The sequence below is a fragment of the Thiocapsa bogorovii genome (genome assembly GCF_021228795.1).
Lineage (GTDB): Bacteria > Pseudomonadota > Gammaproteobacteria > Chromatiales > Chromatiaceae > Thiocapsa > Thiocapsa bogorovii.
In genome coordinates this window covers 3,254,351-3,270,007 of record NZ_CP089309.1, presented here as the reverse complement: position 1 = coordinate 3,270,007, position 15,657 = coordinate 3,254,351, and the positions used below count along the sequence as shown (strand labels likewise).

The window sequence follows — 15,657 nt, the reverse complement described above, 5'->3', positions numbered from 1 at the left end:
TGGCGGCAGAGGGCCGCGGACGGTATCGTCCGATGTCGACCAAAACCTCGGACCTGCCCGCGGATGTTCCCTCTGCCAGCCTCGATTGTATCTGTTCTGCAGCCCTTTGCCTGCCTGTTCACCGCGCCGACCCTGGCGCATCTGCACGTCTTGCTCACGGGAACGCTGCTGGCGCAAGGACCACGCACGGTGACGGCGGCACTGCGGGCGATGGGGCTGAGCGCGGAGCGGCGCTTCGAGCGTTACCACCGGGTGCTGAATCGGGCGCGTTGGTCGTCGCGCCAAGGGGCGCGGATTCTGCTGGGGTTGTTGCTCGGGATGTTGCCGGCGCAGGTGCCGATCGTGGTGGCGGTCGACGAGACGCTGGAACGGCGCAAGGGCGCGCGCATTCGAGCGAAGGGGATGTATCGCGATGCGGTGCGCTCCTCGCGCGGCAAGGTGGTGACCTGTTTGGGGCTGGAGTGGATCTGCATGGCGTTGTTGGTGCCCGTGCCGTGGAGCACGCGGCCTTGGGCGCTGCCCTTTCTCACCCGCTTGGCGCCGTCGAAACGGGCCGACGAGGCGGCCGCGCGGCACCATCGCACGGTCGTGGAGCTCACCATCGGGATGGTCTGGCTGGTCTCGCGCTGGCTGCAGCAACGCCGCTGGATCCTGCTCGGCGACGGCAGCTACTCCTGCATCCAGCTGGGGTGGGAAGTGCTGGCTGCGCAAGCGACCCTGATCACGCGCCTGCGCCTGGATGCACGCCTGTTCGCCTTTCCCGAGCCGGTGCCCGCCGGGCGGCGCGGCCCCAAGCCGAAGAAAGGCGGCGTACTGGCCAAGCTCGCCACACGCGAGGAAGCGGCGCACACCCGAGGCGAGGAGGTCGCGATTCAATGGTACGGACAGCCCAAAACGCTGCGCCTGCTCAGCGAGGTGTGTCTGTGGCACACCGCGGGATGGCCGCCGTTGCCGATTCGCTGGGTGCTCGTGGTCGATCCCGAGGGCCGGCTGCCGACGCAAGCCTTCTTCACCACCGACCTGAACATGGCGCCGGCCCGCGTCGTGGAGCTGTTCGTCCAGCGCTGGTCGCTCGAGGTCACCTTCGAGGAAGTCCGTCGCCACCTCGGCGTCGAGACCCAGCGCCAGTGGAACGACCTGGCGATCGCACGCACCACGCCGATGCTGATGGCGCTGTTCTCGCTCGTCTGTCTCATGGTCTACCGGTGGCGCGAGCGCTGGGACGCCCTGCCGCGCTCCACGGCCTGGTATCTGAAGTCCCACGCCACCTTCTCCGATTGCCTGGCCCTGGTGCGGCGCACCATCTGGGCCGAGGAGAATTACGCCTACTCACGGTCCGAGGGGGAGATGGTCCTAATTTCGTCCAAGCGACTCGATCGCCTGCTGGAACAGCTCGCGGCGACCGCCTAGATTGGCCAAAGTCGAGCACTCAATCCCCTGATCCATTACGTGCTGGCTGGCGCGTCCGAAGGACGTTTACCCATGAATCCCGAAGGAAGGTCGGGCGAGCTCGGTCAGGTCTCCGATAGACTGATTCACGATTGGGACGGGGACTGGGCGTCGCTCTTTCCGCGACCTGATCCGTCACCCGCCCGGATCTTGATGATCGACTGGAAACCCCCGACGCCGGACCGCGACTCCGGATCCTTCCGCATGCAGATGATTCTCGAGATCCTTCTCGACGCAGGTCATACCGTCGATTTCATTGCAGATCGGCCTGCCGAGGACTCACGGTACTCCAGAGCACTCGCCGAGCAAGGTATCGAGCTTGTGATCGGCCGACAAGCTGCCCTCGAGCACCTCAGGACGAGGGGCGGGAGCTATCGTATCGCCTGGATCTCGCGACCCGAGCTCGCAGAATCCTATCTTTCCATGGTTCGCGCGTTCGCAGTCGCCGCGCGGGTCATCTACGACACGGTCGACCTGCATTGGATCCGCTTCATGCGCGGGGCCGCCTTCGATTCGGAACCCGATCGGTTGCGGTCCCTGGCTGAACATTACCGACGCATTGAACTGTCGAACGCCATCGGCGCAGACTTGACCATCGCGATCACGGAAGAAGAAAAGCATGCACTCCTCGAAGAGGATCCGGGACTCGTGGTCGATGTCGTGCCCAACGTGCATCGTATCTGCACTATGGTCGCACCGGCATCATCGCGGCGGGACCTCTTTTTCATCGGCGGTTTTCAGCACACGCCGAACGTCGATGCAGTTCTCTTTTTCGTGCAGAACATATTGCCGCTCGTTCATGCTCAGCAAAGCGATATCCGATTCAACATCGTCGGCAGCGACATGCCCGATAGCATCCATGCTCTCGCGTCCCCGCTGGTCAATCCAGTGGGCTATGTCCCGGATGTCGCGTCCTGGTTCGAGAACAGCCGGGTCTTCGTCTCTCCGCTGCGCCACGGCGCAGGGATGAAAGGCAAAATAGGACAGAGCCTCAGCTATGGATTGCCGGTCGTCACCACACATGTTGGCGCCGAAGGCATGGGTCTCGTGGATGGTGTTGACGCCCTGATTGCCGACGACCCGACTGCTTTTGCCAATGCCGTCTTGCGCCTCTACACGGACGACGTTCTCTGGCATCGCGTGTCCGCCGCGGGACAGGACCTGATCGCGCAGCGATACTCCAAGGACGCGGTTTCGCCCATACTCATGTCTCTGCTGGCCTGAAGACATCATGACGCTGCCCGATCCCTCAACTTCGATCCGTCGTCCCCCGGAGTCCAAACCGGAGCCGAACGACAATCGCGTTCTGGTCCTCGGCATCTATTTGCCGTCCGTTGCGAATCACGCAGCGCGGATCTCGGCGGATCTACTCGCCGGGAACCTATGGCAGATCGATCTACGATGGGCAGCTGTCGGAGAAGGAGGCATCCCCGACGGACTTCGCGCACTCACGGTGCTAAGGTTGACCGAACGGGTGCCCAAATTCCGAATCCTTAATCGACTGCTGGCCGAGATCGACCTCGCCCCATATCGGTTCTTAGTCGTCGTCGACGACGATATCGAGCTGGAATCAGGCTTTCTCGACCGCTTTCTCGCCTATCAAACAGCACACGACCTGACCTTGGCCCAGCCCGCTCGAACGCACGACAGCTATATCGACCACTATTTCGTGGCCCAACTCCTTGGGGTTGAGGCGCGGCAGACGCGCTTCGTCGAGATCGGTCCCGTCTTCTCCCTACGCCGGGACGGTTTTGCGCACCTGCTTCCTTTCGACGAGGAAGCCCCGATGGGGTGGGGGCTCGACTTCGTCTGGCCAGTCCAGCTCGACGCGCACGGTTGTCGCCTCGGCGTCATCGATGCCTCGCCCGTGCGGCATGCGCTCCGTAAGCCCGTCAGCACATATGACTACACGGAAACAAATACCGCCATGGAGCAGTTCCTGAACGATCGCGCACACCTAAGTCATGCCGCGGCGTTCGTCGCGCTCGAGACCTATCCGCTTCGCGCGTCCGAGCAAGCTCATCAAGCCGGCAATCGATCGGGAACGCCTTGACGATCGCCTCATCTACTGGCGCGCCAAGCGCGCTCCGTTTGCGCGCTTTGCCACGGAAGCACAGACTAGGGCACGAACGACCGTGAAACAGCTTGCCCCACCCTTCCCTGAGCCGCTCATCAGCGCGGTCATCTGCACCTATAACCGAGCGCCGCTGCTTCGGCGGGCGTTGGGCGCGCTCTGCACGCAAACGATCGGGCTGGAGCGTTTCGAGGTTATCGTCGTCGACGACGGCTCGACTGACGATACGCGCGAGGTCGCCGAAAGTTTCTCCGGTATGCTCCGTCTCCGTTACGCCTATCAGGCGAATTCCGGGCTCGCCAGCGGGAAGAACCACGGACTCTTCCTGTCGAGGGCACCGATCGTCGCGTTTCTCGACGATGACGATGTGCTGGATCCCCATTGCCTCGAAGAGCACCACAAGACCCATGAGCGCTTTGCGCAGCCACATTTCGCCGTGCTGGGCTACACCGGACTGGCTGAGGAACCGGCGCGCTCACCGCTGATGCGCTATGTCACGGTTGTCGGCTGTCAGCTTTTTTCCTATCCACACATCGCACATGAGTCGATCCTGGACTTCACCTATTTCTGGGGCGGTCGCTCCTCGTGCAAACGCGGCTTTCTCCTCGAATACGGGGTCTTCAACCCGATCTTTCGTTTTGGCGCCGAAGACATCGAGCTGGGTTTCCGTCTCGCAAAGGTCGGCCTTCGCGTCGTCTACAACGCGGCAGCGATCAGCTCCATGATTCGGACCCTGACCTTCGACGACTTCTGCAGACGATGTCGCCTGCAAGGCCAGTCCAATTGGGCCTTCAGCCAACTTCATCCCGACCCCGCTATTCAGGCTTGGGCTCAGATCGGTCATGCGGAGCAGGAATGGGCGCAGATCACCACACGCTTTGACGATCTCATGAAGGCAGCGGGAGATCTGGATCGATTCGCCCAAGCGCGCGCGCGGATGGATCTCTCCATCGACCCGGTCACGACCGAGCTTCTACACCAATTTTATGCGGCCGCGTTTCGCGCCAATCGCATTCGCGGGACAGTCGAGCGCAAGCTCGGCAGCACACCAGCGCAACCCTCACCCTTGAGAGAAGCGGTTTCGCAAGGCGCCCGAGCGCACCGCAACACGAGCCCAATCCTGTCGATCACACGTTGCGCAAGCCTCGACGAATATCGCGCATTGGCGTCGTCCGCGGAACCCTTGACCGCGGAGCGGTCAGCGCTCGAAGCGCCCATCATCGACAGGGGCCAAGCCGCCGAGATCGAGGGCTTCTGCCATGTGTGCGACAAGAATGTCAGGTTCAAGGTCGCTTTTGCGCACGCCTACCTGCTCGACGGCAAGCTGACGCCGAATTGGCGCGAAACGGTGACCTGCCCGAGCTGCGGCCTCAACAACCGAATGCGGGGCGCCATCAACGTCTTCGAGGATGAATGCCGGCCCGGACCGCAGGCCGACATCTATATCACCGAGCAGGCCACCGGATTTTATGCATTGCTGCGCAACCGCTACCCCGGCGTCGTCGGCAGCGAGTTTCTCGGCAGCGACCGTCCTTCGGGGGCGGTCGACGACCGCGGAATCCGCAACGAAGACGTGACGCGCCTGACCTTCGCGGACGCCAGCTTAGACTATCTATTGTCTTTTGACGTTCTCGAGCACGTGCCCGAATATCGTGCTGCGTTGAGGGAGTTTTACAGGGTCCTGAGACCCGGCGGCCAACTCCTGCTGAGCGTCCCGTTCCGACCGAACGCCGCCGAGACACTCATCCGTGCGCGAGTGCTCGACGATGGATCGATCCTGCACCTGACGGAGCCCGAGTATCACGGCGATCCCCTACGACCCGACGGCTGCTTGGCTTTCTATCACTTCGGATGGGATCTCATCGACGACCTCGACGCTGCGGGCTTTGTCGGCTCGTCGGGTGTCTTCTATCACTCAACCGTTCTCGGTCATCTCGGGCCGGCGCAGCTGTTGTTTCTCGGAAGAAAAGCAGCGTCCCCATGACCGGCGCTCCATGACCCGAAGCGCAACGGTAGTGATCGTCGTTTCGTCCAGCCGATTCAGACACTGGGCAGCGGGTATCCATGCAGTTCCCGCCCGGCCAAGAAAGACCCTATACGTACCCCAATCATTCGCGGACTCGATCTTATGATCATATCCAATAGCAAAGACTTCATCTTTATCCACACTCACAAATGCGCCGGCTCGACGATCACGGATCTTCTCAGTCCCTACAGCTGTTGGAACGACATCGAGCTCGGCGTCTCGACCCTGGGCGAAACACTTCAGGGCGTTTATCAGCAGCGTTTTGGACTCTGGAAACATTCCGCCGCTCGCGACGTTCGCAATGTGCTCGGCGATGAAACCTTCAGAGCCTATTTTAAGTTCGGCTTTGTCCGAAACCCGTTTTTTCGGGTAATCTCGTTTTATACATTCATCACGAAGCTTCATCGAACGGTCGTCGGAGCGAATAAGGAGATCATCGATACCTGGCCCATCTCGAAGGCATTCCGTGAAAGCGCCGATTTCTCCGAATTCATCCGGCATTCGGCCTTCGTCGAGCCTTCCATGACGAAGCTATTAGCGGAGCCTTATGGCGAGTCATTCAGATTGCTCGTCGACTACGTCGGCCGGGTCGAGCATTTCGATAGAGACATCGTGGAGGTCTTTCAGCGTATCGGGCTGCCTCCGCCCGAATGCATCTCACCGCGCAACACCTCATCGAACGAGCTACAGCGTCTTCACCAATTCTATTCATCGGAAGACGATTTGGCCGTTGTATACGAGAATTACCGTTCGGATTTCGAGATCTTCGGTTACTCGCTTGAAGATGCCGAAGTGGATCTGCGACGCCCGAGGTCTTAGTTTGTGAACCAATCGACCATACCGACTGCGGACGAGAGGCGCTGGACCTACGGACCGTCTTCTACAAGTCAAGCGACGAAGCAAGTGGAGTTGAAGCGTCATGCATGTCGTCCTTTCGTACCCATTTCGCTGGCGGCGGTGCTCCTGCTTGCGGCGACATCGCAAGGGCTGGCGGGAGTTGATTCCGGGACCGCCATCGGATTCACGGACTGGTCCGGGCAAGCCGGGCTGGATTACCGTGGCCAGACTTGGGGGGCATCATGGCGCGATTTCGACAATGACGGCTTCGTCGACATCTTTGTCTCCCATCACTTCACCTATCCAACACCGTTCAAATTCGCCCCGGCTGCCAAGTCTCCAGCATCGCTCTATCGTAATGAAGGCGGAGTGCGGTTCTCCGATCAAGGGTCCATTGCTCTCGGATCGATCCCCGGGGATTGGCACGGCGCCTCCTGGGCCGACGTCGACAACAACGGCGAGTCGGACCTGTTCGTCGCGCGAGGCGGCGCGTCCGGGCTGTTGAAAGCGGGACCGATCACAAACGTGGATCGACTGCGGAATACGAACATCCTCTTCATGCAATCAAACGGGCGCTTCGTCGATCAATCAGAGGAAAGAGGCTTAGCCCTTCCGTGGCAACGAGGGCGGCGCGCGTCGTGGTTCGACATCGACCTCGACGGGCAACTGGACGTGATTTTTGCCCTGGCGAGCCCGCGGGATCCCCGCGGCGTCATCTACCTTCAAGACCAATCTGGGCATTTCGAACCCTGCACTCAGGCTCTCCCGGGCTTAGGACCTGACGATTCCTCAGGTGCGGTGATCCAATTTCGGGGCTTCCGAGACCAGGCCAGATACCTTCAATTCAGCGGCGCACCTGGCAAGCTTTACCGCGAGAATGCCGTCGGCCCCTGTTCTTTTAATGAGGTTCCGCCCGATGAGGCGCTCGGGGCTCGGCATACTTATGACCTGGTGTTGGCGGATTTCACGGGAGATCTAAGTCTGGACTATTTTGGTCCGACGAAAGCAGGCGGGGCTTTCATCCGCAAGACGAACCTCAAACAGGTCACGATCGGTCTGCCCGGACGAGAAGTCATCACGGGTCTCAATTTTAAATTCGAAGGCGAGGCCATGGTCATCGTGCGGCCCGCATCGGGACCCAAGACCTGGATCGATTCGAGCCAACAGCGCATCTTCCTAGGCGGCTCCGGTGCGAATTCGAGTGACCACCAATTCGAGCTCGACAGTGGCGACACCCGATTTCACGGGCACGTAAGCCCGGACATCTCGGCTACAGGTTTCTATTTGGGCTATGACCCCGAAACCCATATCTGGTCGCTCACTGTCAAGAAAGAGGAAAGCATTCCTTTCTTTTTGGAGATCATCGGAAACAACCGGATCGACCTCGTGGGCGAGATCCCGCCCACGGAACCGATAGGCGATGGCTCGAGCGACGTATTCTATGTTCAAGGCGATAAAACTTGGCAACGCACACCGGGCGATTATGGCCTATCGGCAATAAAGACCAGTTGCGTGTCGGCCGTCGCAGGCGACTTCGACAATGACATGGACATGGACATTTTCCTGGGTTGTGCCGATGACCTGAGATCCCGTCCGTACCTGCTTTACGAGAACCATGAAACCCACTTCTCAGCCAGCCAGCCTTCCGGGACAGAAGAGCAATACCAAACAGGCATGATCGACTCCGTCTCTGCCGCGGATTTCGACAACGACGGCTTTCTCGATATCCTCGTCACTCGGGGACAGGCTGAGGTCATGGCAGAACATGGCCCGCTGACGCTGTTCCGCAACCGAGCTAACTCGAACCATTGGTTCCGTGTCGAGCTCAGGGGCACCGAAAGCGCGTCCGACGCCTTCGGATCTCGGGCTTTTCTGTATGCCGGAGATCGGTGGCAGATGCGCACCGCTTCGGGCGGGATTCGAATGACGGCCCAAGACGAGCCGACACTCCATTTCGGTCTCGGCGCATCAGAGACAGTGGAAGACCTCTTGGTCGAGTGGCCCAGCGGCACCTTAGAGCGCTTTTCCGAACCTTCGATCGACGCGCTGTTCACCTGCCGAGAGGGCAAAGGCACCCGAGTCACCGAACCGCAACTACTCGTCGCGCGAACACTCATTGAACAACATCGCACCGGTCGTTTTCTGCTGCTGGACCCTAATTCGACACCGCCGGAACGGATCACATGGCGGATCGACGGTGAGCCCCTAGAGAACGCGAGCGGGAATGTCATGGTCAGGCGCTTCGACGATTCCGGAAGCTACGTCATCGAGGCCATGTTGGCCAAACCAGACGGAACAAGCGTATCGGTGCGCACGAACGTGACAGTGGTCGGCGCGCGTTAATCACTGACCAGGGCATTTACCGAACGCCTTGTGCGGATTGCCGGCAGCGACCCTCCATTCCGACATGCGTGAGCTTCTTCTCGGCTCGGAAGATCTTGTTGCCGACGCTAGGCTCCGATGAGGAGGCGAGATCCGGCCAGGACTAGTGCATCAGTTTCTCGGACAAGACACGGCCGACAATGACGGGGTCGAAAGCCTCACCCAAGAAATCGAACAGACCCTCTAGCTTGGAAGGATCCTTCGCATATTGGTCATATAAGACCAAATATGTCTGCTCGGGATGTTTCGCCTGGTAATCAGCGAAGACCGCATCCATACGGTGAACGCTCTCGACGACGGCCGCCTGATCCATCTTTGCATTCCAACGCGACCGGGCTACCGCGAGGGCGTCCCTGGTGTTGAAGACGATTCGGGAGTCAGTAAAAGCCGTCCGGAAGAAATCCAGCAATTCAGTGATCTCCTCGGCTGCGTAGTAGCGGATCTCCTTGAAGCCGCAGACACGACAATCTGCCGGAGGTATAAGAACGTTGGTCACGAAGGCATCGACCAACGACCGCGTATACCGATCGAGATCGATGTTGTCCAAACCGTACCAAGGATGATTCGATGGAATCGGCTTTACGCGATAGTCCTGCTTGGCCTTAAGAAGCCGCTGCGTACTCCGATAGAGAGGGAGTATCGCTAAATTGTTTTCGCCGCGAATACAATAGCCTTGAATCGAATTCAATACGGCCTGCAGCAAGGTTGATCCGGAACGGCCATAGGTTACGATAAATACGTATTTCTCGATCACGCCACATCCTCATCGGAAAAGCCGACACATACTCGGTCGTACCGCCATGAAAACCTCGTCGATCGCGATTGATCGCCTTCAAACGTTCTGATTCGCGGGTAGCCGATGGCTAGGGCCCGAAATCTCCCATCTGCGAATCGAGCTCGAATGCCCATACCGACCAACGCCTACACTCTTCGGACACCGCCACGGCGCCGACAAAACCGTCGTGGGGCACGACGTCGGTAAAGGACCATCCCGAATGAGCCCCAAGGCGACTATCGTCAGTCAAAAGACGCCGCGTCTCGTCCGGGTGACAGGAGACTGCGAAGGCGCGAAGAGCCTCTTCCGACAGCCCCGCGCCGGATGCCTTCAAATAGGCCTCTTTACGTGTCCAACACTGGAAGAATGCCTGCAGCAGGAGCGAGGGGGATTGAAGGGAAATCCGCTTGAGCTCGGCTACTTCGATCGGCGAGAAAAAGTGCTCGGCAATTCCGAGCGGACCCCCAATAGGCCTGACTTCCTCGAGGTCGACCCCGACGGCACCGCGCGATACGACCGCCAGGAGTGCCCGCCCTCCCGAGTGGGAGAGATTGAAACCCAGTTCGCTGCCGACGAGGTGCGGCTTGCCTGCTCGGCCGTAGCCGAATCGGATCGACTCGGGGGAGCATCCGCAATACGACCCGAGGATCCAACGCAGCGTCTGCCGCGTCGCACGAAATCGGCGCCGGTCTCGCTCAAACCGGAACCTCTCGGCGCGGACGCGCTCGTCGTGCGACATCCAATCGTCCTCGATCTGCAGGGCGCGCCGGTCCAAATCCCAAGTGTAGAGATGAACCTCGTCGTCGAGCGGAGGAAGCGGTCGCTCGACGAGGCGGGAGAATCGGCTCGGCGGGAGGGCCGCACAGGTCCCGGCGACGGGACTCTTCGGTTGCTGATCGCCACGCCTCGGCGGCATTGCACGTCGATCCTCACGATTCAATCGATACGCCTCTGCATTCCAGAAGGGTATGCCCGGTCGACAGCCCATGTGTCCGCAACAACACGAGGCGGCTACGCTCGATCAAACGGCTCAATGTATTCAGGTCGCGCAGACGTGTCCCGGATTCGCAGAGTACACGAGCAAGTATCTTATCGATCGCACGATAGGTGTCGGAGAATCCGCCATCCGTGAGCGATTCGATCACCAACAATCGTGCATTCGAGCGCCGGCTCAGCGCGTCCGCAACGTTCGAGAGAAGCCGGATCGCGCTCTCGTCCGTCCAATTGTGGATGACGTTCTTCAGCAGGTAGACATCGGCATCCGGCAGAACGTCGGAGAAGAAGTCACCGGCCATGAAACGCAGGCGTCCGAGCAGATCCGAGGCGGTCTCCCGAAGATCGAGCTCACCCCGCGCGCAGACATCCGGGCGATCGAAGCAGATGCCCAGCACATCCGGTCGCGCGCGCAGAAGACCGCGGAGCAAGACGCCGTGTCCGCCTCCGAGATCCAACAGGGTCGTGGACTCCGCGAAGACCCACTCGCTCGCAAGCGTCGAGGACAAGGGACGCGACAAATCCTCCATCGCCAGATCATAGACGCGACCGGCCTCCGGATTCTGGGTCATATAGTCGTAAATCGAGCCGTTGAAGGTCGCGCGGAACCCGGATTCGCCGGTCGAGAGGGTCACCATCAGCGCCCCGAAGGCCTGCTGATACTCGGCGGACGCCAACATGCAGAAATGGCGCATCGATCGCGGATGAGCGGAGCGCAAAGGCTCGGAGTCCGGCGTGTTGGAGAAGCGACCCGCTTCATCGCGACAAAACACCCCTTGGGTACAAAGCAGGTCCAGGACGGCTTCGAGAACGTCGGGAAGGGTCCCGGTTCGTTCAGCCAAGGCATCCGCCGACAACCGCTCGTCAGCGAGAAGGTCGGCAATCCCAAGACGGGCTGCGGCTCCGACCGCGCAGGCCAGCATACCGCCGCAGGCGAGAAAGGCCGCATTCATCGGGACAGTACCTCGTGATCCATCTCGGCCGACTCGGCCGACTCGGCCGACTCGGCTGACTCGGATGACGCCGCGATCAGCGATCGGATGCACTCGGCGAGATGATCGGCGTGGGGCCGCAGCAGCATCGTGATGTGGGTTCCGGGAACCTCGAACGACCGGATCGGATACAGGCTGCATGCCTCCCAACCCGACAGTAGATCCTCCGGACCATCCTCGGATGCGATTAGAACGTCCCGATCGCACGCCTTGACGAGGTGAATCGGCACGCGCAGAGGCGCACTCGGTCGAGCGTAGCGCTCCCCTGCAATGACGTTCTCGCGATAGGTCACGACAAAATCGTCGAGCTGCTCCCGAGGCGTCCCTCGCGGCAGTGCACCAGCCTCGACCAGGTACCCGGCGAAGAGCTCGGCCTGCTCGGAGTCTGTCTTACCTTCCAACGCGTCGCGATCGAGGGCCAAAGGGACATCATAAAGTCGGGCGATCCGTCGGGCGATATGGGCATACCAATCGGAGAGGCTCCAGTGACGGTATCGTTCCTCACTCGCCGCCCGCGGGGCCGGATTGTCCAAGACCCAGAGCGATCCGGTTGGATGGCCGCAGCCTTCACGCAAGCGCGCAAGCTCGAAGGCGACCAATGCACCAAAGGAATGACCGATCAGATGGCAGGGCCGAGGCCCGAGGCGATCAAGAATCGCCTCATGGTATCGCAAGGCCATCGTCGCAATGTCACCCCTCGAGCCCTGCGCACCCCAGATCGGGGCCACGCCGCCCAAGGCGACCGCCAATGCCTCGAAGTAAAGAATGCTGCCGCCAGCTCCGGGAAAGAGGACGATCGGCGCGCCGTCCCCGCTTCGGCGGATCGGCACGAGAATGGAGTCCCGCTCGGCAGGATCGCCCGACTCCCGAAGCACCTCGGCGAGTGCCTCGACCGTGCGATGTGTGAAGAAGACGGCAAGCGGCAAGCGCTTGCCGAACTCTCGGAAAATCCGCCCGGCCAGCTGGACCGCCAAAAGCGAATGCCCGCCGAGCGCAAAGAAATCGTCCCGCGCGCTCACCTGCTCGACGCGCAAGACCTCCGAGAAGATCACGCACAGGCGCAACTGGGTCGCATCCGTGATGGTGGGGTGCCGTTCGCCGGGCATCTCCGCCGGCTGCAGTGCGCGCATGGCTCGGGCATCGACCTTGCCGTTCGGGGTCAGAAGGATGCGATCAACGAGGTTGAACCGACTCGGAATCAGGTGAGCCGGCAGCTGCGCAGCAAGAAAGCCGCGCAGCGTCTCCCCCGACAATGCCGCGCCTCCGGCCTCGGACACCACAACCCATGCGATCAGTCGCGACGCCTGCAGCCCGTCGACATCGGGCAGCACGAGCGCCTGATCGACCTCGCCATGCGCCACCAGCGCCTGCTCGATCTGCACCAGCTCGATACGATGTCCGTGGAGATTCACTTGCCGATCCACCCGCCCCAGGATCCGCAACCCTCCGTCTGAACCTTGCCGCGCCAGATCACCGGTCCGGTAGGCCCGCCCGATGCCCGGGAGCACCGCGAAACCCGGTACGCCGTCGGCCATTTCGCCGACGTATCCTCGTGCCAAACAAGGCCCGGCGATCCAGATCTCTCCCGGAAACCCCCTCGGCACAGGCTGCCGACTCGGATCCAGCAGGAATACGGCGCAGTTCGCGACCGCCCGGGTCAAAGGCAAGGTCGGGCCGGATCCTCGGTCCTCGCGACGCACCTCGTGTATCAAGACGCCGATCGTCGCCTCGGTCGGACCGTAATGGTTGAAGATTCGACACCCGCCCTCCCCGAGCAGCCCCTGGACCCAGTCGGATGGGCTCGACTCGCCGCCGAGAATCAGCCCCTTGCGCGGCAATGCCCGCGGCCCGCCGATCCCGAGGGCAGCAAGATGCGAGGGTGCGATCTTCAAGTAATCGATCCCGTGCGCGAGGGCGTCCCGAAAGCCGGCCGGCTCCGTCGTCATTGCCTTCGGCAGGACATGCAGGGTTCCCCCGCTCGTCAACGCGAGGAAGATGGCGGTGTTACCGAGATCCGCGGTGAGCGAGGAAACCAACGCGAAGCTGGATCCCGGCTGGATCCCGAGGTCCTCCGTCATGCTGGCCACGTAGTTCGTCAGACCACGATGCTCGACAGCGACCCCTTTGGGTCGGCCGGTGGAGCCCGAGGTGAAGATGACACAGGCGAGGTCGTCCGGACCGACCCCGGGATCGGGGGGCTTCCGTCCGGGCGTCGGCGCCTGCATGTCCTCCAAGAGTAGTATCGGCGCGCCCAAGGTTCGGAGACGTTCCGCAAGCACACCTTGGGTCAACAGCAGAGAGACCGCGGCCCGGGCCAGCATCTCGCGCATCAGGTGCGGCGGATCGTCCGGGTCCAGAGGAACGTAGGCCCCGCCTGCGGCGAGGACCGCAAGCAGACCGACAACGGCATCGGAGCCGCGCTCGCAACACAGACCGATCCGCGATCCCCTGACGCAGCCGGCAGACAGGAGCCCGCCGGCGATGCGATCGATCTCGCTCGACAGGGCGCGATAGGTCAATGATCGTACCGCGCTCATGTCGACCTCGGGCCGATCGGCCAACGCCACGGCATCGGGACAGCGACGACCGGCCTCCCGGATCAAGACGTGGACCGGCGCGAGTGTCGCCGAGTCGAGCGTGCGGCCGCGAATCGCAGGGGCGGGAACAGCATCGGCTAAGAGGGGCAAGTGAGCCAGCGGGCGGCTCGAATCGTCGCAGATGGCGGCGAGCAACCGCTTGAAACCGGCTGCGAGCTGCTCGATCGTTGCCGCCTCGAAAAGATCGGTGCGAAACCCGAAGCTCAACCGAAGACCTGCGTCGAGCTCGACGACGGTGAGCGTGAGCTCGAACTTCGCGTCGACCGCCGCGATCTCCGCGAGCGGCTCCGCGCCCCGAAGGCCGATGAAATTGAACAGGACATCGAAGAGCGGCGAGCGCTCGGGATCGCGTTGCCCACCCAGGCGTTCGACGATCAAGGCGAAGGGGAGATCCCGATGCTCGAGGGCAGCCAGAAAGCGCGAGCGCACCTGCTCGAGCAAGGTATCGAAGGCGTCGTCCGGATCGACCCCGGCGCGGATCCCAACGGGGTCGACAAAGTAACCGACCACCCCCTGCCATTCGGGGAGTCCGCGACCTGCCGTCGGCACCCCGACGAGAAGATCCGTATGCCGCGTCCAGCGGTGCAGAAGGGCCAGGAATCCCGCCAGCATGAGGACATTGAGGGTCACCCCTCGGGCCTTGGCCAACACGCCGAGCCGCGCAGCCGCCTCGGCGTCGAGGACGCTCTCGACGGTGCCCGCGCAACGCAATGGCTTCGGCGATCGCGCGAAATCTCTCGGAAGCTCAAGCGGCGCAATCGGGCCGGCGAGCACAGTCTTCCAAAAATCCCAAAGTTGCTCGCCCCGTGCGCTCGCCAACATCTCCCGCTGCCACAGCACGAAATCGCGATAATCGTAGCGGAGCTCGGGGAGGCTTTGCGCCGGATCCCCGTCCGCGTCCGCCCGATCGCACAGCGCGAGCAGCTCGCGCCGCATGATCTCGAAAGACCAGCCATCGCAGGCGATATGGTGGATGAGGATCGCCAAGGTCGGCCCCGTCTCGGCGAGGATCCACCGAAACCGGGCGACGGGCCCGCGTTCCAAATCGAAGGGCTCCGCTTGAAGGCGTTGCAGTGTCTCCGTCAGGCCCGAGGTCTCGGACGGCAGTCGGATCTCCGCCCAATCCGGTGGTTCGGCCCACACGCCGAAGCGCTGGACCGGTTCTCCGTCCCGCAGCGCGAAAGTCGCACCCAAGACGGGATGCCGCTTCAGGAGGTGTCGGCAAGCCGCGCGCCAATGCGCTGCATCGGCCGCGGGACCCGGATTGAGCAGCATCGACTGGTTGTATGCGACAGACCCGGGTTCGAGCTGTTGCAGCAGCCAGAGCGCCCTTTGCCCATGCGAGAGAGGGGCAAGATCCAAGCACCCGGGATCCCGCTGCAGCACGTCGATCAATCGCGCCCGATCGGCTCGCAACCGCTCCAAGACCTCCGCGTCGAGACCCGATTTCGGAGCGCGATAACGCAGCCGGTCCCCGTCCAGCCAGAATCGCCATCCGGCGAGCACCAGGTTCTCGAACGGCTCCATGCCGC

10 protein-coding genes are annotated in these 15,657 nt (G+C 61.8%); 6 read left to right on the top strand and 4 right to left on the bottom strand.

Annotated elements, in window-relative coordinates:
• Nucleotides 1–63: 63 nt before the first annotated feature.
• From LT988_RS14730 to LT988_RS14705, 6 genes are all read left to right on the top strand, one after another.
• Nucleotides 64–1,410, top strand: a complete 1,347-nt coding sequence (locus LT988_RS14730) for an IS701 family transposase (protein ID WP_232406313.1) — start codon at nt 64–66, stop codon at nt 1,408–1,410.
• Nucleotides 1,411–1,941: 531 nt separating this feature from the next.
• The gene (locus tag LT988_RS14725; protein WP_232406312.1) at nt 1,942–2,673 is read left to right on the top strand and encodes a glycosyltransferase family 4 protein; all 732 of its coding nucleotides are present in this window, start codon (nt 1,942–1,944) and stop codon (nt 2,671–2,673) included.
• A 7-nt stretch (nt 2,674–2,680) separates the two neighbouring features.
• Nucleotides 2,681–3,502, top strand: coding sequence for a hypothetical protein (locus tag LT988_RS14720; protein ID WP_232406311.1), 822 nt, complete (start codon nt 2,681–2,683; stop codon nt 3,500–3,502).
• 82 nt (nt 3,503–3,584) lie between these two features.
• A complete protein-coding gene (locus tag LT988_RS14715; RefSeq protein ID WP_232406310.1) occupies nt 3,585–5,507 on the top strand; it encodes a glycosyltransferase in 1,923 nt (640 codons plus the stop codon).
• A 144-nt stretch (nt 5,508–5,651) separates the two neighbouring features.
• Nucleotides 5,652–6,368 (top strand): sulfotransferase family 2 domain-containing protein, encoded by a 717-nt coding sequence (locus LT988_RS14710; RefSeq protein WP_232406309.1) that lies wholly within the window; start codon nt 5,652–5,654, stop codon nt 6,366–6,368.
• A 3-nt stretch (nt 6,369–6,371) separates the two neighbouring features.
• Nucleotides 6,372–8,729 (top strand): CRTAC1 family protein, encoded by a 2,358-nt coding sequence (locus LT988_RS14705; RefSeq protein ID WP_232406308.1) that lies wholly within the window; start codon nt 6,372–6,374, stop codon nt 8,727–8,729.
• 142 nt (nt 8,730–8,871) lie between these two features.
• Here the strand turns inward: LT988_RS14705 and LT988_RS14700 are convergent, their stop codons facing one another.
• From LT988_RS14700 to LT988_RS14685, 4 genes are all read right to left on the bottom strand, one after another.
• Nucleotides 8,872–9,522, bottom strand: coding sequence for a sulfotransferase (locus LT988_RS14700; RefSeq protein WP_232406307.1), 651 nt, complete (start codon nt 9,520–9,522; stop codon nt 8,872–8,874).
• Nucleotides 9,523–9,631: 109 nt separating this feature from the next.
• Complete coding sequence (locus LT988_RS14695) at nt 9,632–10,459, bottom strand: 4'-phosphopantetheinyl transferase family protein (protein ID WP_232406306.1); 828 nt, start codon at nt 10,457–10,459, stop codon at nt 9,632–9,634.
• Between the two features lie 13 nt (nt 10,460–10,472).
• Nucleotides 10,473–11,489: an acetylserotonin O-methyltransferase gene (locus LT988_RS14690; protein ID WP_232406305.1), complete on the bottom strand. Its 1,017-nt coding sequence runs from the start codon at nt 11,487–11,489 to the stop codon at nt 10,473–10,475.
• A complete protein-coding gene (locus LT988_RS14685) occupies nt 11,486–15,652 on the bottom strand; it encodes a non-ribosomal peptide synthetase (protein WP_232410593.1) in 4,167 nt (1,388 codons plus the stop codon). The genes LT988_RS14690 and LT988_RS14685 overlap by 4 nt, the downstream gene beginning before the upstream one ends.
• Nucleotides 15,653–15,657 lie beyond the last annotated feature (5 nt).

Excerpts from the sequence above, each read along its gene's own strand:
- LT988_RS14730 (WP_232406313.1), top strand. The coding sequence starts at position 64 with ATGTTCCCTCTGCCAGCCTCGATTGTATCTGTTCTGCAGCCCTTTGCC.
- LT988_RS14725 (WP_232406312.1), top strand. The coding sequence starts at position 1,942 with ATGCGCGGGGCCGCCTTCGATTCGGAACCCGATCGGTTGCGGTCCCTG.
- LT988_RS14720 (WP_232406311.1), top strand. The coding sequence starts at position 2,681 with ATGACGCTGCCCGATCCCTCAACTTCGATCCGTCGTCCCCCGGAGTCC.
- LT988_RS14710 (WP_232406309.1), top strand. The coding sequence starts at position 5,652 with ATGATCATATCCAATAGCAAAGACTTCATCTTTATCCACACTCACAAA.
- LT988_RS14695 (WP_232406306.1), bottom strand. The coding sequence starts at position 10,459 with ATGCCGCCGAGGCGTGGCGATCAGCAACCGAAGAGTCCCGTCGCCGGG.
- LT988_RS14690 (WP_232406305.1), bottom strand. The coding sequence starts at position 11,489 with ATGAATGCGGCCTTTCTCGCCTGCGGCGGTATGCTGGCCTGCGCGGTC.
- LT988_RS14685 (WP_232410593.1), bottom strand. The coding sequence starts at position 15,652 with ATGGAGCCGTTCGAGAACCTGGTGCTCGCCGGATGGCGATTCTGGCTG.